Below are 26,400 nucleotides of genomic sequence, written 5' to 3' on the forward strand. Positions count from 1 at the left end.
CAGGAGACCGCGCACAGGCGGCGAAGGTGTATTTGCTCAGGCGGGGAACGTGAATTCCGCGACCACCGGGACATGGTCCGACGGCTTTTCGAGCGCGCGGGTGTCGCGGTCGATCTCGACCTTGCCCAGCCGGTCCGCCGCTTCGGCCGACAGCATCAGGTGGTCGATGCGGATGCCGTCGTTCTTCTGGAACGCACCGGCCTGATAATCCCAGAACGTGTAGACGTCGCCCGCGTCGGTGGTCGTCCGCACGGCGTCGGTCAGGCCCAGCGCGGCGAGCGCCCGGAAGGCGCCACGGCTTTCCGGCTGGAACAGCGCGTCGTTCACCCACACTTCCGGGCGACGCGCATCGCGCGGCTCGGGAATGACGTTGTAGTCGCCGGCGAGCACCAGCGGCTCCTCGAACGCGAGCAGTGCCCGCGCATGGGCTTCCAGCCGCGCCATCCAGGAGAGCTTGTAGGGGAATTTCTCCGTGCCGACGGGATTGCCGTTCGGCAGGTAGATCGACGCCACCCGGACGATGCCGCGGCCGGCGGGGATCTCCGCCTCGATATAGCGGGCCTGAACGTCCTCGCTGTCGCCGGGCAAGCCGCGCCGCGTCACCTCGAAGGGTCGCTTCGACAGGATCGCGACGCCGTTGAAGCCCTTCTGGCCGTGGGTCTCGACATTGTAGCCGAGCGACTCGATCGCCTCGCGCGGGAACGCCTCGTCGACCGACTTGATTTCCTGCAGGCACACGACATCCGGCCCGCGCTGCTTCAGCCAGCCCGTGAGCACGTCGAGCCGCGCGCGGACGCCGTTGATGTTCCAGGTGGCGATGGTCAGGGTGTCGGTCAGCCCGAGCGGGATGGATTTGCCCGCCGGCCTGCCGGCCTCTGTGCCGGAGACAGCCTGGGTGCCTGAGAGATCTGCGTCAGCCATGCCGCCTCAGACCGCGAAGCTCACGCCGCAGCCGCAGGAGGCGCTGGCGTTGGGATTGCGGATCTGGAACGACTGGCCCATCAGGTCGTCGACGAAATCGATCTCGGACCCTTCGAGATAGGGCAGGGAGACGGGATCGATCAGCACGGTGGCGCCGGCCTTCTCGATGACGAGGTCGTCGGCCTCGGTGCCGGCGACGATGTCATACTTGTATTGGAAACCCGAGCAGCCACCACCCTCGACACTGATGCGAAGCGCGGACCCCGGCGCTTCCTTCGAAAGCACCTTGGCCACGCGCCGCGCAGCCTTGTCGGTGAGGGCAACGGGCAGATCCAGAACGTCGGTCATGATCGATTCTTCCGGTAGCGCCTCCGCTTCAAGGGCGGAGCGTCGGATCATAGTTAGGCACCCGCAAGGCGGGGGTCAAATGGCGGACGGCGATTTGTCGTCGGGACAAAGCCGGCCGGCGGCGGCACGCCAATCGCCCCATCAGGCCGGGCCGTCATGGTGGCCTCGCCGCGAGCGACTATAATCCGGTCGCCGGGCTGATTCCCGCGCGCCGGTTCAGCCGCCGCCCGGCCACGTGCCCGCGATGAGGAGGCCGCCCTGACCGATCGTCCCTCTGCTTCGGGCCATGGACCCGGTTCGTTTGCCACCGGTTCGTTTGCCACCGGTTCACTTGCCAGGGGTTCTTTTGCCATGCGTGCCCCGTTCGCAGCCGACCCCGCCCGTTCGCGCGGAACCCGGGTCCCCGAACCGCTGCCGGGGTCGCGCACGCTGTTCCAGCGCGACCGCGACCGCATCCTGCATTCTTCGGCGTTCCGGCGGCTGACCCACAAGACCCAGGTGTTCTTCAGCCACGAGGGCGACCACTTCCGCACGCGTCTGACCCATACGCTGGAAGTCGCCCAGATCGCGCGGTCCATCGCACGCACCCTCGGGCTGGACGAGGACCTGACCGAGACCGTCGCGCTCGCCCACGACCTCGGCCACACGCCGTTCGGCCACGAGGGCGAGGACGTGCTCGATGCCTGTCTCGAGGGATATGGCGGCTTCGATCACAACGCCCAAAGCCTGCGCATCGTCACCCGTCTCGAACGGCGCTATGCCGCCTTCGACGGGTTGAACCTGTCGTGGGAGGCGCTGGAGGGCATTGTGAAGCACAACGGCCCGCTGGTGGCGCCCGACGGCACGCCGATCGGCCGCTATGCCGGCCGTCCGCTGCCGCACGCCCTGCTTGCCCACGACGCCACGCCAGACCTGGACCTCCACACCTTTCCGTCGCTGGAGGCCCAGGTCGCCGCGATCTCGGACGACATCGCCTACGACGCACACGATATCGACGACGGCCTGCGCGCGGGCCTGTTCCCGGTGGAGGAACTGGAGGCGGTGCCGCTCGTCAGCGGCATCCTGACGGACGTGAGGATTGCCTATCCGGGATTGGACCGCCCGCGGCTCGCCCACGAGATCACCCGCCGCCTCGTCGGCGCTCTGGTGGAGGACGTGCTGGCGGAAACGCGGTCGCGGCTTTCTGAAGCCCGGCCGGCGAGTGCCGACGCCGTGCGGGCGCAGCCGAGGGCACTGGCGGCGTTCTCCCCCGGCATGGTGCCGACCGAGCGGGCCATCAAGACGTTCCTGTTCCAGCGGATGTATCGCAATCCCGAGGTCACCGCGATCCGCCGCGAGGCCGGACGGGTGCTGCGCGACCTGTTCGCGGCATTTCGCGCGGAGCCGCACGCGATGCCGGAGGCCTGGTGCGAAGCGATCGATCATTGCAGCGAGGCGGAGAAGCTGCGCCGCATCGCCGACTACATCGCCGGCATGACCGACCGCTACGCGCTTCAGACGCATCGCCGGCTGTTTGACGACACACCGGAATTGCGATAGGCGCCGCCGGGAAATTGTCGCCACAAGGCGATTGATCGGCCCGCGGGGATCTCGTCCTATGCGCCGGTCTCGAACGCACAGGATCGCGTGATGAACCTTTATGCCGAGTTCGCGGAGCGGATCCGCGGCATCGTGACGAAGATCGGCCTTGCCGACCCGGTGGACGCGGCCGGGCGCCTGCGCTTCGTGGTCGAGCCGCCGCGCGATCCGTCCCACGGCGATTTCGCTACCAATGCCGCCATGGTGCTCGCCAAGGGCGCGGGCAAGCCGCCGCGCGAGATCGCGACCGCCATCGCCGCCGAGCTGGCCGGCGAGCCGGACGTGACGAGCGCCGAAGTCGCCGGCCCCGGCTTCATCAACATTCGCGTCGCTCCGGCGGTCTGGCACCGCCTGCTCGGCGCCATCGTGGCGGCGGGACCGGACTTCGGCCGCTCCGGGCTTGGCGGCGGCGAGCCGATCAATGTCGAATATGTCTCGGCCAACCCGACCGGGCCGATGCATGTCGGCCATTGCCGCGGCGCCGTGTTCGGCGATGCGCTCGCAAGCCTGCTCGCCTATAGCGGCTGGAAGGTCACGCGCGAATATTACATCAACGATGCCGGCGCCCAGGTCGACGTGCTCGCCCGCTCGGCGTTCCTGCGCTACCGCGAGGCGCTCGGCCGCGAGGTCGGTGCCATTCCCGAAGGCCTTTATCCCGGCGATTATCTGAAACCCGTCGGTGCCGCGCTCGCCGCGGAGTGGGGTGAGAAGCTGGAAGCCATGGCGGAGGCCGAATGGCTGCCGATCGTGCGGGCCTTCACCATCGACGCGATGATGGCGATGATTCGCTCGGACCTCGAGGCTCTGGGCGTCCACCACGACCTGTTCTCGTCCGAGAAGGCGCTGTCGTCGGGCGGTCGCGACCGGGTGACGGAGGCGATCGAACACCTCAAGGCGCGCGGCGACGTCTATGTCGGCCGGCTGGAGCCGCCGAAGGGGCAGTTGCCGGAGGACTGGGAGGATCGCGAGCAGATCCTTTTCCGCTCGACGGCGTTCGGCGACGACGTCGACCGGCCGCTGATCAAGTCGGACGGCTCTTTCACCTATTTCGCGTCCGACATCGCCTATCACTACGACAAATATCTGCGCGGCTTCCGCCAGATGGTCGACGTGCTCGGCGCCGACCACGGCGGCTACGTCAAGCGGATGCAGGCGGCGGTGAAGGCGATGACCGGCGGGGAAGGAAGCCTCGACATCCGGCTCTGCCAGCTGGTGAAGCTGTTCCGTGCCGGCGAGCCGGTGCGGATGTCCAAGCGTTCGGGCGATTTCGTCACGCTGCGCGATGTCGTCGACGAGGTGGGGCGCGACGCCGTGCGCTTCATGATGCTCTACCGCAAGAACGACGCGCCGCTCGACTTCGATTTCCAGAAGGTCACGGAGCAGTCCCGCGACAATCCGGTTTTCTATGTGCAGTATGCCCACGCCCGCTGCCGCTCGGTATTCCGTCAGGCCGGCGAGGACGTGGGACGTGAAATATTCGCGCCGGGCGCCCTAGCCGACGCGTCATTGAATCGCCTTGAAGATGAGAGCGAACTGTCGCTGATCGCCAAGCTCGGGGAATGGCCGCGACTTGTCGAGGCTGCTGCCGAGGCCCGTGAACCGCATCGCATCGGCTTCTATTTGTACGATCTCGCCGGGGCTTTTCACGGTCACTGGAATCGCGGCAAGGAAAGAACGGACTTACGGTTTATTAACCCTGATGATCGAGAGTCCACCAAGGCTAGACTCGCGCTGGTTCACGCGGTCGCGGACGTGCTGGCCGGAGGACTCGCTCTGCTCGGCGTGAGCGCGCCGGAGGAGATGCGCTGAGGGATGGGGGCGTTCCAAGGCGTATTACCGGCGCGACTATCGTCGGCGGATCCCAATCCAGCGATGCCGGCCGAGCCGTGTTCGCAAGCAGAAATATGGGCCGATGAACGATCCCCGCTCAACATCCCCCAAGCAGACCGCGTACGGTGATGCGCCCCACGGCGAGCCGCGCGTCGACGGTGCGCCGGACGACGATCCGTTCGCGGATCTCGCCCGCATCGTCGCCGACAGCCTGCCCCCCGCGGGCCAGCGCAAGGAGCCGGCTGCGCCGCCCCATCGTCCCAGTCCGGCCGGGCGCGATTTCGGCTTCGACGCGGATGATTTCGAGCGGGCGCTGAACGAAACGCCTGCACCGCCGGTGCCGCCGCCGGCAGTCCGGCCGCGCACCACGCCGTCCGCTCCGCTGCTGCGCCCGGTTGCACAGCGGCCCGGCTCTGCGCCGGCTTCGGCACCCGCTGCCGCGCCACGCAGCCCGACCCCGCCCCGCAACGAGCCTCCGGCGCTTTCGGGTGGCGGCTTCGACATGGACGATATCGAAGCGGCGCTTGCGAGCGAGCTCAGCGGCAACGTGCCGCCGCGCGCGCCCGTGCCGCCCGCGCCCCGTGTCGACGCAGCCCCGGGCGCCCGTCCGGCAGAGGGGCCGAAGGCGGCGATGGCGCCGGTCTCCCGCGGGCCGGCTGCGCGCGTGCTCAATCCGAAGGCCGACGACGACGGCGATGAAACGGTTCCGTTCGAGCCGCTGCCGCCGATCGAGAAGACCGTGAGCCGGCGTGCCGGTCCGGTGCGTCCGACCGTCATCCACACGCCGCCGGTTCCCCAGATCGAGGAGCCGCCGGCTCCCGCGCCCGATCCGATGCAGCACGATTTTCCGCAGGATTACGGCCTGTCGCCGTTCGATCTTGCGAACGCTGCCCGGGGCGCTACCCGCCCCAATCCGGCGCGGCCGGAATTCGCCGACCAGCGGACTGAGGACGATCCGGACGACGACAGCAATTATGTGGCTGCGTTCGACGACGCGATCTCAGGCTGGCGGGATGATGGCCGTCCTGATGACGGCCGACCCGGCGAACGGTGGGACGATCAGGACGACGGCGTCGCCGACCACAATTTCGTGGATCCTCACGACGATCCGGCCTTTGCGGCAGCGCCTCCGCCGCCGGCCGCGCCCCGGCGCCGCCGCAACGGCGCGCTCTGGATCGCGGCGACGATCGGCATCGTCGTGCTGCTCGGCATCGTCGGCTATTCGGTGACCGAATATTTCGGCGGCGGCCTGTCGGACGAGAATGCGCCGGTCATCAAGGCCGACGACTCGCCCGTGAAGGTCGAGCCGCCGGCGAGCACGGCGGCGGAGACATCCGACCCGAGCAAGGTGTTCTACGACCGCGTCGCGGAGACGAACAAGCCGGACAACCAGACGCTCGACACGCCCAGCGCCACGGCCGAGGGCGTGACGACCAACGGTGCGCCCGGTTCGTCGGAACTGCCCGGCGTCGGCGGCGGCCAGACGGCCCAGAGCGGGACGGCGGCCGAGCCAGGAGCCACCCCGGTGATCCCGCGCAAGGTGCGCACCGTGGTGGTTCGCCCCGACGGCACCATCGTGACGCCGGATCCCTCGCAGGCCGCGGCCGACTTCCCGCCGCCCTCGGCGGCGCCGTCCGCCCCTGCCGCGGCCGCGCTGACGCCGGCCCAGGAAGGGGCGGCGGAGGATCCGCTGGCGGCGAAGAATTACATCACGCCCGGCAACTTCGTGATGCCGAAGCCTCGCCCCGACAACAGCCAGGGCGCCCTAGAGGCCCCGGCGCCGGCGGTGCAGACCGCCGATGCCGGGGTTCCGCCAGACGTTCTTCCCAATGGATTCGAGGCGCGGACGGCGACCGCAGCGCCCGCGACCCCGGCGCTGCCGCCCATCCAGGCGGCGACTGCGCCGGTCGATCTCGCGAACGTCGCGGGAGCAGGCCCGCCGGGACAGGAGACCGCGTCGGCCGAGGCCGGGGCGGAGACGAACGGCGATGTCCCGAGCGCCGCGAGCGGCGCTCCGGAGACGCCGTTCGGTGTCCAGGTCGCCTCACAGAAATCGCGGGCCGATGCCGAGAAGGCGTTCGCCGCGCTCAAGCGCAAGTTTCCCGCCCTCCTTGGAAATGTGACCCCGACGATCGTTTCGGCTGATCTCGGCGCGAAGGGCGTCTATTATCGCGTCCGCGTGCCGGCGCGCTCGTCCTCCGAAGCGAATGCGCTGTGCTCGAGCCTGAAATCGGCCGGTGGCAGCTGCTTCGTCGTGCGCAGCTGAGCCGGTTCTTTCCGGCGCGTAGCGCTCTTTGCAGCGGCAGTCTTTGCGGTTGACAGTCTCCGGCGCATATTCGCCCTGTCGGATCGAAGCGACCGTCGGGGGTCATGCGCGGGGTTAACATGCGCGGGTTCCTGAATGGCGCGTGATTCCGGGCAGGTCGGATGTTCCGTCCGATCCGGAAGGGATCGGAGGCGATCCGAGGGCAGGGCGGGCATGACGAAGGCATTCATCACAGGCGTTTCCGGAGCCGGGCTCACTGCGGACGAGCGGGCGTTCCTCGCCGGCGAACAGCCTTGGGGCCTCATTCTGTTCGCGCGCAATTGCCTCGAGCCGGCGCAGGTCGCCGATCTGACGGCGGCGTTTCGCGATGCGGTCGGCTGGCACGCGCCGGTGCTGGTCGATCAGGAAGGCGGCCGTGTGCAGCGCCTGAAACCGCCTCATTGGCGGCGATACCCGCCTGCGCGGGCGTTCGGGCGGCTTTACGCCGCCGATCCGGCTGCGGGGATCGAGGCGGCGGAACTCGTGACCCGGCTGATGTCGGCGGACCTCAGCACTGTCGGCATCGACGTCGATTGCCTGCCGGTGCTCGACGTGCCGGTGCCGGGCGTGCACGACGTCATCGGTGATCGCGCCTATGCGGCGACGGCGGAGGCGATCGTACCGCTCGCGGCCGCCGCGGTGCGCGGACTGATCGCCGGCGGCGTGCTGCCGGTGATGAAGCACATTCCCGGGCACGGCCGCACCATGGTCGATTCCCACCTTGCGCTTCCCGTCGTAGCCGCCTCGCGCGCCGTGCTGGAGGAGAGCGATTTCGTGCCGTTCCGCGCGTTCGCCGACCTGCCGCTCGCCATGACCGCGCACATGGTGTTCGAGGCGATCGACCCGACAGCGCCCGCGACCCAGTCGCCGGTCGTGATCGGCGAGATCATCCGCGGCCATATCGGCTTCCACGGCGCGCTGATGAGCGACGACCTATCCATGCAGGCGCTGGAGGGCGATCTCGGCACCCGTGCCGCGCGCGCGTTTGCGGCGGGCTGCGACCTGGCCCTGCACTGCAACGGCCGCATGGACGAGATGCGGGCCGTCGCAGCCGCGAGCCCCGTACTGGCCGGCGAGGCTGAACGACGCTGCGACGCTGCGCTCGCCCACCGGACGCCCCCGCAGCCCTTCGACGAAGCACGGGCGATGTCGCTGATGGAGCGCATCGCGGGTCTTGCGGCGGAGGCCGCGTGACCCCGGCCGCGGAAGAGCCGGACAACTGGACCCTGCCGCTGGAGGAGACGCGGGCGGGCGGAGCGGCGGCGACAGCCGCGGTCGAGGGGCTCGTGGTCGACGTCGAGGGCTTCGAAGGGCCGCTCGACCTTCTGCTGACGCTCGCCCGCAACCAGAAGCTCGATCTCGCCCGCATCTCCATCCTCGCGCTGGCCGAGCAGTACCTCGCCTTCGTCGCCGAGGCGCGGCGGATGCGGCTCGAACTCGCGGCCGACTATCTGGTGATGGCGGCGTGGCTCGCTTACCTGAAATCCCGCCTTCTCGTGCCCGATGACACCGAGGACGACGAGCCGTCCGGCGAAATGCTGGCTGCCGACCTCGCGTTCCGCCTGCGCCGCCTCGAAGCGATGCGCGATGTCTCCGCCCGGCTCGCCGGCCGCGCCCGTCTCGGCCGGGACGTGTTCGCGCGCGGCGCACCGGAAGCCGTGGTCGTCGAGAAGCGCTCGGAATGGCAGGTGACGCTCTACGAACTCCTGTCCGCCTATGCCGCGCACCGCCAGCGCTCGATGGTGACGCGCGTCAGCGTCGGCCGCAGGGCGGTGTGGTCGCTGCTCGACGCGCGGCAGGTGCTGGAGCGCCTGATCGGCGCGGTGCCGGACTGGGTTCCCATAGACGATCTCCTCGCCGAGTACATGGCGACGCCGGAGGACAGGGTGACGGTGCGCGCGAGTTCGTTCTCCGCCACCCTGGAGCTTGCGCGCGAGGGCGGGCTCGACCTGCGCCAGGCGGGCCCCTTCGCCCCGATCTTCGTGCGCAGGCGCGCGGTGCGGACGGAGGGGGACGAGCCTGTTCCCGGCGCGTCGGGAGGCGGCGATGATTGAGGCGGGCGATTGCAATGAAGGCGAGGCCGCCGAGGCGTTCGGTGCCCGCCACGACCAGCTGCGGCTGGTGGAGGCGGTGGTGTTCGCCAGCGCCAACCCCGTCAGTGTCGCCGACATCGCCCTGCGCCTGCCGGCCGGCGCCGATGTCGAGGGGCTTCTGGCCGATCTCGCCGCGCTCTATGCGGGGCGCGGCGTCAACCTCACGAAGGTGGCCGGCGGCTGGGCCTTCCGGACGGCGCCGGATCTTGGCTTCCTCCTGAGGCAGGATGCGGTGGAACCGCGCCGGCTTTCCCGCGCCGCACTGGAGACGCTCGCGATCATCGCCTATCACCAGCCCGTGACGCGGGCGGAGATCGAGGCGATCCGCGGGGTGGCGACATCGAAGGGCACGCTCGACGTGCTGATGGAGGCCGGCTGGATCAGGATGCGCGGCCGGCGCCGGGCGCCGGGACGCCCGGTGACGTATGGCACCACCGTCGGCTTCCTCGATCATTTCGGCCTCGAAAGCGTCGGCGACCTTCCGGGGCTGGAAGAACTGAAGGGGGCGGGGCTTCTGGACACCGTGCCGCCTTCGGCACAGGGCATTCCGGGGCCGAACGACGACGAGGCGTTGTCGGGCGACGAGGATCCGCTCGGCGACGATCCGGGCGACCTGCTTTCCGGACGCTGACGAGCCGCGGCCGCGCCCTTCCGGGCCCGACGCTACCGAACGAAGAGGATGAGATCGCGATGCCCACCGCCGCCGCCCGGAGAGCCGTTCCCGAGATCGCCATTCCGGCGAGGCTCGCCTTCGAGCGCGTCAGCCTGTCCTTCGCGGCGCACGCCGCGATCAATGACGTCAGCATCTCCGTGAATGCCGGGGAAATCCTGTGCCTGCTCGGGCCGTCCGGCTGCGGCAAGACCACGCTGCTGCGCATCGCCGCCGGCATCGAGACCCAGGATGCGGGCCGTGTCGTCATCGATGGCGAGGAAGTTGCGGGCGCGACGCGCACGCTGCCGCCGGAGGCCCGCGGCGTAGGCCTCGTGTTCCAGGATTATGCGCTGTTTCCGCACCTGACGATCCTCGACAATGTGCGCTTCGGCCTTCGCGGTCGCCCCGCGGCCGAGGCGGCGCGGATGGCGAGGACGGCGCTGGAGCGCGTGCGGCTCGGCCATTATGCCGGACACTATCCTCACCATCTGTCCGGCGGCGAGCAGCAGCGCGTGGCGCTCGCGCGCGCGCTCGTTCCGGGGCCGCGGGTACTTCTGATGGACGAGCCGTTCTCCGGTCTCGACCGCCGGCTGCGCGACAAGGTGCGCGACGAGACCATCGCCGTTCTCGGAGAGGCGGGCATCACCGCGGTGGTCGTGACCCACGATCCGGAGGAGGCGATGCGAATCGGCGACCGCATCGCGCTGATGCGCAAGGGCCGCCTGGTGCAGCTTGGCGCACCGGAAGAACTCTACCGCCATCCGGTCGACATCGAGGCCGCGCGGTTCTTCTCCGAGCTGAACGAAGTGGCCGGGCGGGTCGAGGGCGGCTTGGTCGTGAGTGTGCTCGGGCGCGTGCCGGCGCCAGCACGTCTCAAGGACGGCGACGAGGTGGTTGTCGCAGCACGGCCGCACGACATGCGCCTGTCGTCCGCAGGCATTGGTACCCCGGGGCGGGTGGTGTCGCGGCGCTATCTGGGCGAGGTCGACCGCATCGAGGTCGCCGTCGCCGGGCTTGCAGCGCCGCTGGAGGTGCGTTCCGTCGAAATCGGGCGGTTTTCGGTCGGCGACTCGCTTTTCATTGACGTTCCGCCCGAACGTCTCCACATCTTCCCCGATGGCATGCGAGCCGGCACGACGCCATAGCGCGCGTCGGCTGCGGCGGACCGGCTTCTGTTGCGGGAGCCTGGGCTTTCTGCAATATTGCCGCCACTGTCATATGCTGGACATGGATGCCATCGTCTCCGATGCCGTGTTCGGCGCCGGACTGATTGTCGTACGGGTACGGCCCTCGGCAGACAACAATAGAAATGGCCCCGAATCCCGTTGGAAGGGGCCGCGAGGAGAAGCCTGGGATGGGTAGTTTCAGTATTTGGCATATCCTCATCGTGGCGATCGTCGTGATCCTGCTGTTCGGTCGCGGCAAGATCTCCGATCTGATGGGCGACGTCGCCAAAGGCATCAAGAGCTTCAAGAAGGGGCTCTCGGAAGACGATGACACGAAGGCTGTCGACCACAAGCCGGGCATGACCATGCCGACCCAGAAGGCCGAAGACCAGACCAAGGTCGGTTGACGGCAGGGCGTCTCCGTGTCGTCCCCGGGCTGGCTGTCCGGGCGCGACGGGCGCGTCCGCGTTCCGGCTGGCCCGGTGGCGGGCAAGCGCGAGGCCTCATTCGCGCGAAGGTGATCGGAATGGCGCGGTGCAATGGCGCCGGGTCGCCGGTCGCCGCGGCGGGGGTGACGCTCGCGGCGATTTCGCCATATGCGCGGGTTTGATGCAGGGCTGATCTTTGTTGTCCGGGCCGCTTGTCCAAGCGGCCTCTCCTTGGGGCGCAGGTGCCGCACGTTGCGTGCGGCGTGATGTTTGAAACGGTCCCCCCGAAGCGCGGTCCCATGTTCGAAATCGGTTGGAGTGAGATCCTCATCATCGTGGTCGTGGCGCTGGTCGTCATCGGCCCGAAGGATCTGCCGCGCGTTCTGCGCACGGCAGGGCAGATGCTCGGCCGTGTCCGCCGCATGGCTGGCGAGTTCCAGAGCACGTTCAATCAGGCGCTGCGCGAAGCCGAGCGTCAGGCCGAAATCGACGATCTGAAGAAGAAGCTCGCCGAGGCCAATTCGCTGGACCTCATGGGTACGAAGCCGGCGGCCACGCCGATGTCGGATCCCGATCCCCAGGCCGGTACCGCACCGGTGCTCGATCCTAACGCGCCGGTAGAGCCGCCGGCGATCGCGCCCGTCGACGTGGTGCCGTTCGATTCCATCGGCCAGCCGGTGCCCTCCGGCGAGGCGCTGTCCCTTGCGGATGCGGCCGGCGGCCCGCCCGCCGCCAGCGAGCCGGCTCATCGTATTGCGACGCCCCCCGCTCCGCCGCCTGAGGATCATCCGCCTTTGCCGGCGCCGTCCATTCAAGCTCCATCCACCGAATCCGGAGTGGAAGCCGCGAAGCCGGCGGTTGCGCCCACGCCATCCGCAGGGTCGCTTTCATGAGTGCCGAAGAAGACGACATCGAAGCTTCCCGTGCGCCGCTGCTCGATCACCTGATCGAACTCAGGTCGCGTCTGATCAAGTCTCTGGCCGCAATCCTCGTTGCGTTCCTGGTCTGCTTCTATTTTGCGTCCGACATCTTCAATATTCTCATCATTCCCTATGAGCATGTTGTCGGCAATTCGCGTCCGATCGAGCTGATCTATACGGCGCCGCAGGAATATTTCTTCACGCAGTTGAAACTCGGCATGTTCGGAGCGCTGTTCCTGGCGTTTCCGGTGGTGGCGAGCCAGATCTACATGTTCGTGGCGCCGGGGCTTTACCGCAACGAGCGCAAGGCGTTCCTGCCGTTCCTCGTCGCCACGCCGATCCTGTTCGCCATGGGCGCGCTGCTGGTGTTCTTCCTCGTCATGCCGATGGCGCTGCATTTCTTCGTCAGCATGGAGCAGCACGGCGGACCGGGGCAGGCGAGCATCTACCTGCTGCCGAAGGTGAGCGAATATCTCGGGCTCATCATGGTGCTGATCTTCGCGTTCGGCATCGTGTTCCAGTTGCCTGTCGTCCTGACGCTGCTGGCGCGAGCCGGCATCGTGACGGCGAAGGATCTGCGCTCCAAGCGGCGTTATGCCATCGTGATTGCCTTCATCATCGCCGCGGTGCTGACGCCGCCCGATCCGGTCAGCCAGATCAGTCTTGCGATCCCGGCGATGCTTCTCTACGAAGTGTCCATCTTCGCCGTCCGTTCGATCGAGCGGTCGCGTGCGGCGGCTGCGGCCGCCGAGGCGTCCTAGGGCCATCCCGGACGTCTCCCGGCGGCAATCCGGCCGGAGCGTGCGGCCGGATCCCGTCGTTCGACCGGTGGCGTGCCTTGCCCGAACGGCCGAACGCCGGAGTTTCCCGATGCTTGATATCCGCTGGATCCGCGACAACCCGGACGCGCTGGATCGCGCGCTGCTGTCCCGCGGCGAGGCGCCGCGTGCGGCCGACCTGATCAAGCTCGACGACCGCCGCCGGCAGATCACCACGGATCTCCAGCTTCTGCAGGAGCGCCGCAATGCCGCCTCGAAGGAGATCGGCAAGGCCAAGGCCGCCAAGGACGATGCCCGCGCCGAGGAACTGATGGCCGAGGTCGCGCTCCTGAAGGAGCGGCTGCCGGCCGACGAGGCCCTGCTGCGGGTCGCCGAGACCGCGATCGAGGAAGCCCTCGCCCGCGTGCCGAACGTTCCCCTCGAGGACGTGCCCGTCGGCCGCGACGAGGCGGACAATGTCGAGATCCGCAAGGTCGGCACGATGCCGTCGCTCGGCTTCGCGCCGCGCCAGCATTTCGAGATCGGCGAAGCGCTCGGCCTGATGGACTTCGAGGCCGCCTCGAAGCTCGCCGGCACGCGCTTCGTGGTCCTGAAGGGCGCGCTCGCCCGGCTCGAACGCGCGCTCGCCCAGTTCATGCTGAACCTCCACACCGGCGAGCACGGCTACCAGGAAGTGGCGCCGCCGCTGATGGTGCGCGACGAGGTGATGTACGGCACCGCCCAGTTGCCGAAGTTCGCCGACGACCAGTTCCGCACGCTCGACGGCCGCTGGCTGATTCCGACCGCCGAAGTGCCGCTGACGAACCTCGTCCGCGAACAGATCCTGGACGAAACCGCTTTGCCGCTGCGTTTCGCGGCCTATACGCCGTGCTTCCGCCTCGAAGCCGGATCGGCCGGACGCGATACCCGCGGGATGTTGCGCCAGCATCAGTTCGGCAAGGTGGAACTCGTTTCCATCACCACGCCCGAGACGTCCTCGGCGGAACACGAGCGCCTGGTCGGGTGCGCCGAAGAGGTGCTGAAGCGGCTCGGGCTGCACTATCGCGTCGTCACGCTCTGCACCGGCGACATGGGCTTCGGTGCCACAAAGACCTACGATATCGAGGTCTGGCTTCCCGGGCAGAACACCTATCGCGAGATCTCGTCGTGCTCGGTGTGCGGCGATTTCCAGGCGCGGCGCATGGGCGCGCGTTATCGCGCGGCCGATGCCAAGAGCCCGCGTTTCGTGCACACGCTGAACGGCTCCGGCCTTGCGGTCGGCCGTACGCTCATCGCGGTGATCGAGAACTATCAGAACGAGGACGGCTCGGTGACGATCCCCGACGTGCTTCGGCCCTATATGGGCGGTCTGGAGCGCATTGGCGGCGTCTGAGACGACACTTCCGGTCCGCGCGGTCACCGCGCGGACATGATTTCCGGGCAAGGCTCGTCTTCTGGGCAGCGCGCGTCTTCCCGACAAGAGGCTCCTCGCAAGGACGTGCCGCGCGGCCGCCGCCGCCGGTCGGTCAGGGCTGCTTTCGGGTGGATTCCGACGGGGGCGGCGCTATCTGACCGTAAACAACGCGATCCCGATTCCGCAACGACTGCATATCCCTCGCCATTCGGACGGCTCGATCTGAACGGGATAGGCTCAAGCACCCGAGGCCCGCCATGCGCATCCTGCTCACCAACGACGACGGCATCCACGCACCGGGGCTGGAGGCGCTTGAGCGCATCGCCCGCGCGCTGTCGGACGACGTCTGGGTGGTGGCGCCGGAGACCGACCAGTCCGGCAAATCCCATTCCGTCACGCTGAGCGATCCGCTTCGAGTGCGCGATCTCGGCGGGCAGCGTTTTGCCGTGCGCGGCACGCCGACCGACTGCGTCATCATGGCCGCCTGCAATCTGATGCCGCGTCGGCCCGACCTCGTCCTTTCCGGGGTGAACCGCGGCCAGAACGTCGCCGACGACATCACCTATTCCGGCACCGTTGCCGGCGCGATGGAAGGCACGCTGCTCGGCATCCGGTCGATCGCGCTTTCACAGGCCTTCGGCCCCCAGAACCGCAACGAGCCCTCGTTCGAGGCGGCAGAGGCGTTCGGACCGAAGCTGATCCGCGATCTCGTCAGCTACGACCTGCCCCAGGGGACGCTGCTCAACGTCAACTTTCCCAACCGCAAGCCGTCGGAGATCGAGGGCGTCGAGGTGACGGTGCAGGGCCGCAGGCCCGAGGAGTTCGTCTCGGTCGACGAGCGCTCCGATGGGCGCGGCAATCCCTATTACTGGATCGTCTACGGCCATACCCCGTTCGAATCCGAGCCCGGCACCGATTTGCGGTGCATGGCCGAGGGACGGATATCGGTCACGCCGCTCAGGCTGGATTATACTTCCCATGCGAATCTGACCGCGCTGCGCGATCACCTGTCCGTACGAGCCGATTGAGGGCCTCACCGCGACTATGGGCAACGAGCCGACACAGGCCGAAACCGACCGCATCGCCCTTGCCAACCTGGTGCTGACCCTGCGGCGGCGGGGCGTGCGGGACAGGCGGATCTACGCCGCCATCGAGAACATCCCGCGGCGGATGTTCCTGTCGATCGAGAACAAAGCCCACGCCTGGGAAGACCGCCCGCTTCCGATCGAGTGCGGGCAGACCATCTCCGCGCCGTCCATGGTGGCGATGATGACCGAGGCGCTGGAAGTCGGCCCGGGCGACCGCGTGCTGGAGATCGGAACCGGCTCCGGCTACCAGACGAGCGTGCTGAGCCGGCTCTGCCGCGAGGTCTACACCATCGAGCGCTACCGCTCGCTGACCGCGCTTGCCGAGGAACGGTTCGCGGTGCTGCGCTTCTCCAATATCGTCACGCGGGTAGACGACGGCATCAACGGCTGGCCGGAAAAGGCGCCGTTCGACCGTATCCTCGTCACGGCGTCCGCCCAGGCGGCGCCCCGGGCGCTGGTCGAGCAGCTCAAGGTCGGCGGCATCATGGTGATGCCGCTCGGTCCCGCCGTCGGCCCGCAGCAGCTCATGAAAGTGGTGCGCACCCAGCGGGGCGCCGACCTGACGGCCGTCGGCCCGGTCCGCTTTGTGCCCCTCGTGCCAGGCGTCGCCAACAAGTTGTAAAGAGCGTCGCCAACAAGCTTTAAGGAAGCGGCGCCAAAAAGTTGTGAGAAAGCGTCGCCGCCGGAGAACGGGGCCGTTCTCACACGATTTCGCGCAGCGCCTCGGTCAGACGGCGGCACTCGTCATCGGTTCCGATGGTGATGCGCAGATAATCCTCGATCCGCGGCTTGTTGAAGTGACGGACGATGATGGCCCTTTCGCGCAGCTTGCCGGCCAGTTCGGCGCCTGCATGTTCGGGGTGGCGCGCGAACACGAAGTTGGCGGCCGAAGGCAGCACGACGAAGCCCATCGCCTCGAGTTCGGAGGTGAGCCTTGCACGGCTCGCCATCACCTTGCCGCGGGTCTCGTCGAACCAGGCAGCATCCTCGATGGCGGCCGTGGCGCCAGCGGCGGCGAGACGGTCGAGCGGATAGGAATTGAAGCTGTCCTTGACGCGCTCCAGAGCCTCGATCAGCGGCCGCTGGCCGATGGCGAAGCCGACGCGCAGGCCGGCGAGCGAGCGCGACTTCGAGAGGGTGTGGATCACCAGCAGATTCGGATAGCGTTTCACCAGCGGGATCGCGCTTTCGCCACCGAAATCGACATAGGCCTCGTCGATCGCCACCACGGCATCCGGATGTTCGGAAACCAGCCGTTCGATCTCGGCGAGGGGCAGGGCCGAACCGGTGGGCGCGTTGGGGTTCGGCAGGATGATGGCCCCCGCCGGCTGGCGATAGTCGTCGACCCCCACCTGCATCGCATCGTCGAGCGGCACGGTGACGTGGCGCACGCCGTAGAGCCCGCAATAGACCGGATAGAAGCTGTAGGTGATGTCCGGAAACAGCAGCGGCCGATCATGGGAGAACAGGCCCATGAACGCATGGGCCAGCACCTCGTCGGAGCCGTTGCCGACGAAGACTTCGGACGGATCGACGTCATGGAGCGCACCGATCGCCGTGCGCAGCTTCAGGCTGACCGGATCGGGATAGAGCCGAAGCCCGTCGCCGGTCTCCGCGGCGATGGCCGCGAGCACCTTCGGCGACGGCGGATACGGGTTCTCGTTGGTGTTGAGCTTCACGAGGCCCGCCATCCGGGGCTGCTCGCCCGGAACATAGGGCGTGAGCGTGTGAACGATCGGGCTCCAGAAGCGACTCATGACGATGACCTGAAAGGCGGAAACGCGCGTGACGCATGGAAGCGCACAAAGCGCCCGCAAATGCAACTGCCGGCCGGTTACGCGCCGGCCCGGACCGCAGCTTCCGCAGCAGCGAGATCGTCCGGCGTGTTGAGGTTGAAGAACGGATCGATATCACGGGCCGGAACCGCGAACGACACGGCGATGGCAGCATGCCGCGCCTGCCACCGGGCGACGCTGCGATCGTCCTGGCCGGCCAGCCATTCGATGAGGTCGCCCGACAGCGATGTCGGCGTTGCCGCGAAGACCGGGTGAGGCCGCCCGCCTGAGGCTGCCACGGCGATCCGGCCGTCCGCTGCTGCTGCGAGCCGCCCGGCGAGGTCCGCCGGGAAGAACGGCGTGTCGACGGCGACGGTGACCAGCAGGGGCGCGCCCAGATCACGAGCCCAGAGCAGGCCGGCGAGCAGGCCGGCGAGCGGACCCTGCCGTCCGGGAACAGGGTCGCGGAGAACGGGGAGGTCGTCCGGCAGCGCCGGCACGCCGTCATCCACCCCCCGGTTGACCGCAAGCGGTCCGACTTGCGGCGCGAGGCGCGATACGGCCCGCTGGAGCAGCGTTCGTCCGGCAAGTTCCGTCGTCGCCTTGTCGCTTCCCATGCGACGCGAAGCGCCGCCGGCAAGAACCAGGCCGGCAACGTCATTGCGCGACATGAACGGAGGTTGGGGCGCTGCTTTGAAATCGGCTATGACCATACCCACCATTAGAACGTTCGGCGCCCGCGGGAAAAGGGGACGCCGCGTTTGAGCGTGCGGCCCGCCTGGCGGGGGAATCGGGCGATGTCGGCTTCGGCCTGGAGGACAGCGACGTGAGCGAGTTGAACAAGGCGGCGGTGCTGGAAGCGCTCAAGGCCGTGACCGGGCCTGACGGCACCGGCGACGTGGTTTCGCTCGGCCTCGTGTCGGATGTGTTCGTCTCAGATGGGCGGGTGGCGTTCTCGATCACGGTGCCGGAGACGCGGGCGCGTGAACTGGAGCCGCTGCGGCTTGCCGCCGAGCGCACCGTGCTGGCGCTGCGGGGCGTGGAGCGCGCCATGGTGGCGCTGACCGCGGAGCGGCCCGGCGGGGCGGGCCATCCCGCCCACGCGAACCACGGCCACGGACGTCACCCGCATCCTGCCGGGACCGCTGACCCCGCGCACCGCGCGCCGCCGCAAGCCCCGGGCGGGCCGCAGGCGGCGACGCGCATGGGCGTTCCCGGTGTCGCCTCGCTGATCGCGGTCGCCTCCGGCAAGGGTGGCGTCGGCAAGTCCACGACGGCGGTCAACCTCGCGCTTGCGCTGAAGGATCTCGGCCTGAAGATCGGCGTGCTCGATGCCGACGTCTACGGTCCGTCGATTCCGAAGCTGCTCGGCCTCTCCGGGCGCCCGCAGACCGTCGACGGCCGCACGCTGGTGCCGATGGAGGCCCATGGCCTGAAGGCGATGTCCATCGGCCTCCTGATCGACGAGGGCACGCCGATGATCTGGCGCGGACCGATGGTGGTGTCGGCCCTCCGGCAGATGCTGATGGACACAGCGTGGGGCGAACTCGACGCCATCGTCATCGACATGCCCCCCGGCACCGGCGACGTGCAACTGAGCCTCGCGCAGCAGGCGCCGATCACCGGGGCCGTGATCGTCTCCACGCCGCAGGATCTCGCGCTGATCGACGCACGAAAGGGTCTCGCGATGTTCCAGAAGGTCGAGGTGCCCGTCCTCGGCATCGTCGAGAACATGAGCACCTTCATCTGCCCGCACTGCGGCACGCGGTCAGACATCTTCGGCCACGGCGGCGCCCGGCACGAAGCCGAGGCGCTCGGCGTGCCTTTTCTCGGCGAGATCCCTCTCGCCATGGCGATCCGCGAGCGTTCCGACGCCGGCAACCCCATCGTTGCCGCGGAGCCGAGCGGCCCGCATGCCGCGGCCTATCGCGCGGCGGCGGCCGCGATGTGGGACGAGGTCGCCGTCCTGCGCAACAAGGGCCGCAGGGCGCCTGCCATCGTCATCGAATAGCCGAGCTGCAACGGCTGAAGGCCCCGGAGCCGGCCGGTTCACCAGGCCCCGGTGCCTTCAGCTTTGATGCGGCGAGGCTGCGTTGCGCCGTCGGCTCACGGCACCGTGGCTTCCAGGGTCATGGTGTCGAGGGTGAACGAGCCGTCGTCCTCGAACTCGAAGTGATGGCGCGCCTCGTCGGGTGCCATGTCCTGCAGCGAGCGGATTGCTTCCGCGTGCACCGCCGGGGTGCGGATGCGCGCGATCCAGGGCGCGAACTCCAGCCGCAGCCGGCGCCGCGTCAGGCGGCCGGCGGCGAAGCCGGCCCGGGTGACGGCTGCGACCCACTCGTCCCGCGAATAGTTGCGGACGTGGGACGGATCCCGCATCAGCTCGATCGTCTGCAGGAAGGTGTCCAGCAACGGCGTGCCCGGCGAGCAGACGTCCATGAACACCGCCATGCCGCCACGGCGCGTAACGCGGCGCGCTTCCGCCAGCCCGGCGTCGAGATCGTTCCAGTGGTGGGCGCTGAATCGGCTTGCCACGAAATCAAAGGTTTCGTCGGAGAAGGGCAGGCGCTCGGCGGTGCCGCGTTCGGTCGAGAGGTTCGTGATGCCGCGGCGCCCGGCCTCGGCTTCCACCGCCGCCAGCATCTTCGCCGACAGATCGTAGGCCACCACCAGTCCGCTGGAGGGCGCCATCGCGAACGCCGCATGACCGCCGCCGCAGCCGAGATCGAGCGCGCGCGCGGGCTGCCGGCCGGCGGCCAGCGCATGGAGCGCGGCCAGATCCTCGCCGGCTGCGTGAACGGCGCTCGCCACATAGGCGGCAGCCTGGGGGCCGAACTGGTCGTCGACCAGCGTCAAGTGATTGGTCTTCGCCATCGTGGCGTCTCCCTGGCAATCGCGGCCCGACGCTCTGTCGGCGGCCGCTTCGAGGCTTCAGCACGGAGATGGAGCGGATTGATGGTGCCCGGTGAATATGCCGGGCATTTCAGTGCCGGCGCGGAGCCGGCGGCCGCAGCATCCCGCGAACTTCGACAGGGTTACCGGTGCCGGATAACTGGTAACAGATCCAAACTTATCCTGGTATGTTTGGCACCATGGATCCGGTCATCACATCCCGCCGGGCGCTCGGCGCCTTCGTCCGCGCCCATCGCGCCCGGTTAAGTCCCGCCGATGTCGGCCTGCCGATCGGCGAGCGCCGCCGCACGCCCGGATTGCGGCGTGAGGAGCTTGCCCGGCTCTGCGGGATGAGCACGACCTGGTGCACCTGGATCGAGCAGGGCCGCGACATGTCGCTCGGCGTGGCCGCGCTGTCGCGTCTGGCCGCTGCCCTGAAGCTCGGACGGGCGGAGCGGGCCTATCTGTTCGAACTCGCCGGCAAGCGCGATCCGGTGGGTGTGCATCCGGCGGACGACGTCCTTCCGCCGTCCATCCAGCACGCGGTCGAGGCGATCTCGGTGCCGGCCTACGTTCTCGACGGGCGGTGCGACGCACGGGCGTGGAATGCTCCCGCCGCGCGGCTGTTCGTCGGCTGGCTCGATGGCGATCATGACCGCAATCTGTTGCGGTATATCTTCCTGTCGCCGGCCTCCCGGCAGCTGATCCTGGACTTCGAACGCCGCGCCGCGCGCGTGCTGGCGGAGTTTCGTGCCGACTACAGCCGCCACATGGCCGATGATGCGATGGGAGGACTGGTGGAGGAACTGACGGTCGCGAGCCCGCTGTTCGCGCGGCTCTGGGCCGCGCAGGACGTGCTCGGCCGTGACGGCGGCGAGCGCACCTTCGCCCATCCGCTGGACGGTTTCATCCGCGCCGAGCAGGTGACATGGACGCTCGGCGGCGCCATCGGCGGGCGGCCAGACCTCAAGCTTTCCATGCTGGTGCCGCAGTCCGGTTGAAGCACATCGCACCCGTCCGGCCGACTTGTTCGTCATCGCGCACCGGCCGCAACCCTCGCGGCGAGCGTTGAACGCCCATATCTGCCGACCTGAACCAGCGGCCGCGGCATCATCTCTCATTGATAGACAGCGTGCGTCCGGCGTCGAAGCCGCAAATATCCATCACTGTGATCTTTATCGATTACTATTCTGTCTATAAATAGTCATATTTAATTAATTCGAACTGCATGTTTTTATCGATAAATCGGCAGTGAAAGAAAGTGTAACTGTGTTACATTACCAAAAATTCACTGGATTTAAGGCCGGGATGAGATCAGAACGGCGAAAGAGGGGCGGCGATGAAAGCGCCCCCAACGTTCACGAACAGGTGACTTATGGCTGTCTATCTGAACTACGACGGTATTCAGGGCGAGGCGACCCAGCAGGACCACAAGAAGTGGATCGACGTGCTGTCGATGTCCTGGGGCGTCGGTCGCGGCATCTCCACCGTCTCTGGCTCTTCGAACAACCGCGAAGCTTCGGAGCCGTCGATCAGCGAAGTGTCGATCGTGAAGATGTTCGATGCAGCATCGCCGAAGCTGTTCACCGAATCCTGCACCGGCAACGCCGGCAAGACGGTGAAGATCGATCTCGTCACCACCGGCAGCCCGGGCGTGACCTACGCGACCTACACGCTCACCAACGCGCTGATCTCGTCCTACTCCGTGTCGTCGAGCGGTGATCGCCCGACGGAGTCTTTCTCGATCAGCTTCACCAAGCTCGAGTTCAAGTTCGTCCCCTACGACGACAAGAACAAGGCCGGCTCGCCGGTCACCGTGTCCTACGACATGGCCACCACCAAGAGCTCGTAAACCGTGCTCGGCCGAAGACCCCGAGGCCGTTGGCGATCAACGGCCTCGGGCAAGAAGAACAAGAAAACGTTGGGAGAGAGCCATGGGCCTTCCTACACCGGAGCAACTTGAGGAACTCTCGGCCATCCTCGCCGGGCAGGCGCCCGGCCAGAACAGGATCGGTTTCTGGAGCGAGGAAGACCAGCGCCGGGAACTCGGCCGCCTCAACACCCCTTCGCGCCCGTCTTCGGTGCCGGTGTCCGATAAGGCGGCGACCTTCGCCAAGAAGACAGGCCAGTTCGCCGTGACGACCGGAGTGCCCGCGGCCGTGAACGCCGTCGCCCACGTCGAATACGGCATCAGGAGTTCGGTGCAGATGGCGGGCCACACCGTCACGATCGCGCCGCTGGGCGCGGCGCTGTCCGCATGGATCGGGATCACGACGGTCGCGGTTCAGGCCGGGAAGGTATTCGACCTCTACACGCTCAGGGACGACGCGCGCTCGACCATTCGCAACAGGACGACCTATTATTGCGAGTGCGGGAAGTGCGCGGGCAACATCCAGTACATCATCGACAAGAAGGAACGGAATGTCGGTGTCGTGGCGCTGTCGGTCGGAACCCTCGGCGTCGTCGGCATCGGAAAGATGTTCCATTCCGTCGGCAAGAAGCTGAAATCCAAGATCATGGGCGAGACGCGGCCCAAGGAGCGCGTCAGCCGGGAAATCGTGGCCTCCGCTCGCGGCGGCTGCCTTGCCGCCATGGGGACGATCTTCCTGCTCTCCGGCTCGTGGACCCACGGTTATCGCGAAAAGAAGACGATGGAAGCCGCCGTGCTGACGCTGACCGCGACCAACGGCTGGGAAAAGCTGCAGAGCAACTGGTAAGGGCGCCGACGCCGCGAAAGCGCCGGCGCGGCAAGGGGCCACAGGGCCGCCCAGCGGACGCGCGTCCTCAGCCGCCCGTCATGGACATATGGCGGGACAGGCTCGGACGGCTGTTCCGGTCGATGACGAAGTCGTGGCCCTTCGGCTTACGGGCGATGGCCTCGACGATGGCATGGCGCAGCGCCTCGTCGCTCTCGGAGCCGCGCAGCGGCGCGCGCAGGTCCGCGGCGTCCTCCTGCCCGAGACACATGAACAGAGTGCCGGTGCACGTCACGCGCACCCGGTTGCACGCCTCGCAGAAATTATGGGTCATCGGCGTGATGAAGCCGATCCGGCCGCCGGTTTCCTCCACGCGCACATAGCGGGCTGGGCCCCCGGTCCGCATCGCCAGATCCGTGAGCGTGTAGCGCTGGGCAAGCCGTTCGCGAACGAGGTCGAGCGGCAGGTACTGGTCTGTGCGGTCGGTAACGACCTCGCCGAGCGGCATGGTCTCGATCAGCGTCAGGTCGTGACCGCGGTCGTGACACCAGAGCATCAGGTCCTCGATCTCATGCTCGTTGATGCCCTTGAGCGCGACGGCATTGATCTTGATCCGAAGCCCGGCGGCTTCCGCGGCCTTGATCCCGTCCAGCACGACGCCGAGGTCGCCGCGCCGCGTCAGCTCGCGGAAGCGCCCGGCATCGAGGGTATCGAGCGAGACGTTGATACGGCGGACGCCGATATCCGCCAGTTCCGCCGCATGGTGCGCGAGCCGCGAGCCGTTGGTGGTGAGCGTCAGTTCTTCAAGCGCGCCGGAGACGAGATGCCGCGACAGCCCGCGGAATAGGGTCATGACGTTCTTGCGCACCAGCGGCTCGCCGCCGGTGATCCTGAGCTTCCGCACCCCGAGGCCGACGAAGGCAGAGCACAGCCGGTCGAGTTCCTCGAGCGTCAGCAACTCCCGGCGCGGCAGGAAGGTCATGTCCTCCGCCATGCAATAGACGCAGCGGAAGTCGCACCGGTCGGTCACCGAAACCCGCAGATAGGAAATCCGGCGGCTGAACGGGTCGATCAGCGCGTCACCGGCCTGCCGGCCAGCACGGGACATCGCGAGGGGAGGGTTCGAGAGGAGGGTCGCCATCGAATCCGAGCCAATCACCTTGCGTTGTCGAACGTGACCCCGACCCGGCCCAGGCAGAGGTCGGGCGAGCGGGGGATGCGGTGTCGGGCGCTCGGCTTTCCAGTCACGCGGCTGGTCCTTGCCCCTACGCGGTGATATTGGCATCCCACGGAAGGGCGGCAAGGGCGAAACCGCCGCCGCATGCGCCGCGTTTTCCAGATCGAACGTCTTTCTGGCAGAAAGGCCCCACTGGCGGGCGTGGGCTTGCAGTGGCAGCCGAGGAAAGGTGCGCTCATGACGAGCGGAACGAAAGCGGACGTCTGGCCGACGGAGATTCGCCTCAAGCAGGACAAGCGGACCCTTGCTGTGACGTTCGAGGATGGCGCGAGCTTCGCGATTCCGGCCGAACTCCTCCGCGTCCGCTCTCCGTCTGCCGAGGTTCAGGGCCACGGTCCGTCCGAGCGAAAACTCGTGCCCGGCATGGCGGAGATCACGATCACGAGAATCGAGCCGGTCGGGAACTACGCCGTCCGGCTCGTCTTTGCGGATGGCCATTCGACCGGCATCTTCACCTGGCGGCTGCTGCACGAATTCGGTCGCGATCAGGGCCGTCTGATGGCCGATTACATCACCGAACTCGAGGCCGCGGGATTGTCGCGCCATCGCTGACGAACGGGGCGGGCGCTTCGGCTTCGCCCCGTCCAACACCGCATGGGCGGTCGTCAGCCGAGATTGAGCGCCTTGAAGAAGTCGTTGCCCTTGTCGTCGACGACGATGAAGGCCGGGAAGTCCACGACTTCGATGCGCCAGATCGCCTCCATGCCGAGTTCGGGATATTCCACGACCTCGACCTTCTTGATGCAGTCCTGCGCAAGGCGGGCGGCCGGCCCGCCGATGGAGCCGAGATAGAACCCGCCATGGCGCGCGCAGGCATCGCGCACCGCCGCGGAACGGTTGCCCTTGGCGAGCATCACCATCGAGCCGCCGGCGGCCTGGAACTGGTCGACATAGGCATCCATGCGGCCGGCGGTGGTCGGGCCGAACGAGCCGGAGGCGTAGCCTTCGGGCGTCTTGGCCGGGCCGGCATAATAGATCGGGTGATTCTTGAAATAGTCGGGCAGCGGCTCGCCGCGCTCCAGCCGCTCGCGCAGCTTGGCGTGCGCCAGATCGCGTGCCACGATCATTGGCCCCGTGAGCGACAGGCGCGTCTTGATCGGGTGCTTCGTCAGCTCCGCGAGAATCTCCGCCATCGGCCGCGTCAGGTCGATCTTCACCACGTCGCCGCCGAGGCTCGCCTCGTCGACGTCCGGCATGTGGCGGGCGGGATTGGCTTCCAGCGCCTCCAGATAGATGCCGTCGCGGGTGATCTTGGCCTTCGCCTGGCGATCGGCCGAGCAGGACACGCCGAGCCCGATCGGCAGGCTGGCGCCGTGGCGCGGCAGGCGGATGACGCGAACATCGTGGCAGAAATATTTGCCGCCGAACTGCGCGCCGACCCCGAGCTGCTGGGTCATCTTGTGGATCTCGGCTTCCATCGCGAGATCGCGGAAGGCGCCGCCGTCCTCGGAGCCTTCCGTCGGCAGTTCGTCGAGATAGCGCGCCGAGGCGAGCTTCACGGTCTTCAGGTTCAACTCGGCCGAGGTGCCGCCGATGACGATCGCGAGGTGATAGGGCGGGCAGGCCGCCGTGCCGAGGGTGAGAATCTTCTCCTTCAGGAAGGGCAGCAGGCGCTCCGGGTTCAGCAGCGACGGCACGCCCTGAAACAGGTACGTCTTGTTGGCCGAGCCGCCGCCCTTGGCCATGAACAGGAACTTGTAGGCGTCCTCGCCCTCGGCATAGAGCTCGATCTGGGCCGGAAGGTTGGAGCGGGTATTGCGCTCCTCGTACATGGAGAGCGGCGCGAGCTGGCTGTAGCGCAGGTTCTTCTTGTGGTAGGCGTCCCGGATACCCTCCGCGAGGGCGGTCTCGTCACCGCCGTCCGTCCAGATTAGCCGGCCCTTCTTGCCCATCACGATGGCCGTGCCGGTGTCCTGGCACATCGGCAGCACGCCACCGGCGGCGATGTTGGCGTTCTTGAGGAGATCGTAGGCGACGAAGCGGTCGTTCGAGGTGGCCTCGGGATCCTCGAGGATTTTCGCGAGCTGGTCGAGATGGGACGGCCGCAGCAGGTGGTTGATGTCCGACATCGCCGCCTCGGCGAGCAGGCGCAAGCCCTCACGCTCCACGACGACGACGTCCCGGTCGCCGAAACGCTCGACGCGCACATGGTCGCTCGTCAGCTTGCGATAGGGCGTCGGGTCCGCGCCGTAGGAGAACAGCGGCTTGTAGCTGAATTCCGGCTCGGGAATGTCGTGAACGGTCATTGCGGCATCTCCATCGCCACGGAACCGGGCTGCCTCGGGCTCGGGGCTGCGGG

General features: G+C 67.9%; 25 protein-coding genes. 18 read left to right on the forward strand and 7 right to left on the reverse strand.

What is annotated here, in order from left to right:
- Positions 1-36: 36 nt before the first annotated feature.
- Entirely contained in the window at positions 37-825 is a 789-nt protein-coding gene (gene xth / locus BUF17_RS01540) for an exodeoxyribonuclease III (protein WP_073625969.1), read from the reverse strand.
- A 102-nt stretch (positions 826-927) separates the two neighbouring features.
- Entirely contained in the window at positions 928-1,269 is a 342-nt protein-coding gene (erpA, locus tag BUF17_RS01545; protein ID WP_073625443.1) for an iron-sulfur cluster insertion protein ErpA, read from the reverse strand.
- A 351-nt stretch (positions 1,270-1,620) separates the two neighbouring features.
- On the opposite strand from erpA, the gene BUF17_RS01550 reads away from it, so the two are divergent.
- The 13 genes from BUF17_RS01550 to BUF17_RS01610 all read left to right on the forward strand — a co-directional run bounded on the left by BUF17_RS01550 (position 1,621) and on the right by BUF17_RS01610 (position 16,123).
- A complete protein-coding gene (locus tag BUF17_RS01550; RefSeq protein WP_073625444.1) occupies positions 1,621-2,808 on the forward strand; it encodes a deoxyguanosinetriphosphate triphosphohydrolase in 1,188 nt (395 codons plus the stop codon).
- Positions 2,809-2,898: 90 nt separating this feature from the next.
- Positions 2,899-4,656 (forward strand): arginine--tRNA ligase, encoded by a 1,758-nt coding sequence (gene argS / locus BUF17_RS01555; RefSeq protein WP_073625445.1) that lies wholly within the window; start codon positions 2,899-2,901, stop codon positions 4,654-4,656.
- 103 nt (positions 4,657-4,759) lie between these two features.
- On the forward strand, positions 4,760-6,943 hold the full coding sequence (locus tag BUF17_RS01560) for an SPOR domain-containing protein (RefSeq protein WP_073625446.1): 2,184 nt from the start codon (positions 4,760-4,762) through the stop codon (positions 6,941-6,943).
- Positions 6,944-7,156: 213 nt separating this feature from the next.
- On the forward strand, positions 7,157-8,176 hold the full coding sequence (nagZ, locus tag BUF17_RS01565; protein WP_073625447.1) for a beta-N-acetylhexosaminidase: 1,020 nt from the start codon (positions 7,157-7,159) through the stop codon (positions 8,174-8,176).
- Complete coding sequence (locus BUF17_RS01570) at positions 8,173-9,036, forward strand: segregation and condensation protein A (RefSeq protein ID WP_084563769.1); 864 nt, start codon at positions 8,173-8,175, stop codon at positions 9,034-9,036. The genes nagZ and BUF17_RS01570 overlap by 4 nt, the downstream gene beginning before the upstream one ends.
- On the forward strand, positions 9,029-9,706 hold the full coding sequence (gene scpB, locus BUF17_RS01575) for an SMC-Scp complex subunit ScpB (RefSeq protein WP_073625448.1): 678 nt from the start codon (positions 9,029-9,031) through the stop codon (positions 9,704-9,706). The genes BUF17_RS01570 and scpB overlap by 8 nt, the downstream gene beginning before the upstream one ends.
- 59 nt (positions 9,707-9,765) lie before the next feature.
- Positions 9,766-10,872: an ABC transporter ATP-binding protein gene (locus BUF17_RS01580; RefSeq protein ID WP_073625449.1), complete on the forward strand. Its 1,107-nt coding sequence runs from the start codon at positions 9,766-9,768 to the stop codon at positions 10,870-10,872.
- Positions 10,873-11,081: 209 nt separating this feature from the next.
- Positions 11,082-11,300, forward strand: coding sequence for a twin-arginine translocase TatA/TatE family subunit (locus BUF17_RS01585; protein ID WP_073625450.1), 219 nt, complete (start codon positions 11,082-11,084; stop codon positions 11,298-11,300).
- Between the two features lie 320 nt (positions 11,301-11,620).
- Entirely contained in the window at positions 11,621-12,214 is a 594-nt protein-coding gene (gene tatB, locus BUF17_RS01590; protein WP_073625451.1) for a Sec-independent protein translocase protein TatB, read from the forward strand.
- On the forward strand, positions 12,211-13,002 hold the full coding sequence (gene tatC / locus BUF17_RS01595) for a twin-arginine translocase subunit TatC (protein ID WP_073625452.1): 792 nt from the start codon (positions 12,211-12,213) through the stop codon (positions 13,000-13,002). Before tatB ends, tatC begins: the two co-directional genes overlap by 4 nt.
- Positions 13,003-13,111: 109 nt before the next feature.
- Complete coding sequence (serS, locus tag BUF17_RS01600) at positions 13,112-14,392, forward strand: serine--tRNA ligase (protein WP_073625453.1); 1,281 nt, start codon at positions 13,112-13,114, stop codon at positions 14,390-14,392.
- A gap of 278 nt (positions 14,393-14,670) precedes the next feature.
- Positions 14,671-15,441 carry a 5'/3'-nucleotidase SurE gene (gene surE / locus BUF17_RS01605; RefSeq protein WP_073625454.1) on the forward strand — a complete coding sequence of 257 codons (771 nt, stop codon included), beginning with the start codon at positions 14,671-14,673 and terminating at the stop codon, positions 15,439-15,441.
- A gap of 16 nt (positions 15,442-15,457) precedes the next feature.
- Positions 15,458-16,123: a protein-L-isoaspartate(D-aspartate) O-methyltransferase gene (locus BUF17_RS01610; RefSeq protein ID WP_073625455.1), complete on the forward strand. Its 666-nt coding sequence runs from the start codon at positions 15,458-15,460 to the stop codon at positions 16,121-16,123.
- Positions 16,124-16,202: 79 nt separating this feature from the next.
- Here the strand turns inward: BUF17_RS01610 and hisC are convergent, their stop codons facing one another.
- Together hisC and mobA are read right to left on the reverse strand one after the other, a co-directional pair.
- A complete protein-coding gene (gene hisC, locus BUF17_RS01615) occupies positions 16,203-17,258 on the reverse strand; it encodes a histidinol-phosphate transaminase (protein ID WP_073625971.1) in 1,056 nt (351 codons plus the stop codon).
- Positions 17,259-17,335: 77 nt separating this feature from the next.
- Positions 17,336-17,998, reverse strand: coding sequence for a molybdenum cofactor guanylyltransferase MobA (gene mobA / locus BUF17_RS01620; RefSeq protein ID WP_342185498.1), 663 nt, complete (start codon positions 17,996-17,998; stop codon positions 17,336-17,338).
- A 104-nt stretch (positions 17,999-18,102) separates the two neighbouring features.
- On the opposite strand from mobA, the gene BUF17_RS01625 reads away from it, so the two are divergent.
- Positions 18,103-19,287 carry an Mrp/NBP35 family ATP-binding protein gene (locus BUF17_RS01625; RefSeq protein ID WP_073625456.1) on the forward strand — a complete coding sequence of 395 codons (1,185 nt, stop codon included), beginning with the start codon at positions 18,103-18,105 and terminating at the stop codon, positions 19,285-19,287.
- A 95-nt stretch (positions 19,288-19,382) separates the two neighbouring features.
- Here BUF17_RS01625 and BUF17_RS01630 read toward each other — a convergent pair whose 3' ends face one another.
- Positions 19,383-20,150, reverse strand: a complete 768-nt coding sequence (locus BUF17_RS01630; protein WP_073625457.1) for a class I SAM-dependent methyltransferase — start codon at positions 20,148-20,150, stop codon at positions 19,383-19,385.
- Between the two features lie 218 nt (positions 20,151-20,368).
- On the opposite strand from BUF17_RS01630, the gene BUF17_RS01635 reads away from it, so the two are divergent.
- The 3 genes from BUF17_RS01635 (at position 20,369) to BUF17_RS01645 (ending at position 22,885) form a co-directional block, all read left to right on the forward strand.
- Positions 20,369-21,169, forward strand: a complete 801-nt coding sequence (locus tag BUF17_RS01635; protein ID WP_244530731.1) for a helix-turn-helix transcriptional regulator — start codon at positions 20,369-20,371, stop codon at positions 21,167-21,169.
- A gap of 374 nt (positions 21,170-21,543) precedes the next feature.
- Positions 21,544-22,020: an Hcp family type VI secretion system effector gene (locus tag BUF17_RS01640; protein ID WP_073625459.1), complete on the forward strand. Its 477-nt coding sequence runs from the start codon at positions 21,544-21,546 to the stop codon at positions 22,018-22,020.
- Between the two features lie 82 nt (positions 22,021-22,102).
- Entirely contained in the window at positions 22,103-22,885 is a 783-nt protein-coding gene (locus BUF17_RS01645) for a hypothetical protein (protein ID WP_073625460.1), read from the forward strand.
- A 67-nt stretch (positions 22,886-22,952) separates the two neighbouring features.
- On the opposite strand, the gene moaA is transcribed toward BUF17_RS01645, so the two are convergent.
- Complete coding sequence (gene moaA, locus BUF17_RS01650; protein ID WP_073625973.1) at positions 22,953-23,972, reverse strand: GTP 3',8-cyclase MoaA; 1,020 nt, start codon at positions 23,970-23,972, stop codon at positions 22,953-22,955.
- A 213-nt stretch (positions 23,973-24,185) separates the two neighbouring features.
- On the opposite strand from moaA, the gene BUF17_RS01655 reads away from it, so the two are divergent.
- The gene (locus BUF17_RS01655) at positions 24,186-24,653 is read left to right on the forward strand and encodes a gamma-butyrobetaine hydroxylase family protein (RefSeq protein ID WP_428977609.1); all 468 of its coding nucleotides are present in this window, start codon (positions 24,186-24,188) and stop codon (positions 24,651-24,653) included.
- A 53-nt stretch (positions 24,654-24,706) separates the two neighbouring features.
- Here the strand turns inward: BUF17_RS01655 and BUF17_RS01660 are convergent, their stop codons facing one another.
- Positions 24,707-26,347: a fumarate hydratase gene (locus tag BUF17_RS01660; protein WP_073625462.1), complete on the reverse strand. Its 1,641-nt coding sequence runs from the start codon at positions 26,345-26,347 to the stop codon at positions 24,707-24,709.
- Positions 26,348-26,400 lie beyond the last annotated feature (53 nt).

Source organism: Pseudoxanthobacter soli DSM 19599, from assembly GCF_900148505.1.
Lineage (GTDB): Bacteria > Pseudomonadota > Alphaproteobacteria > Rhizobiales > Segnochrobactraceae > Pseudoxanthobacter > Pseudoxanthobacter soli.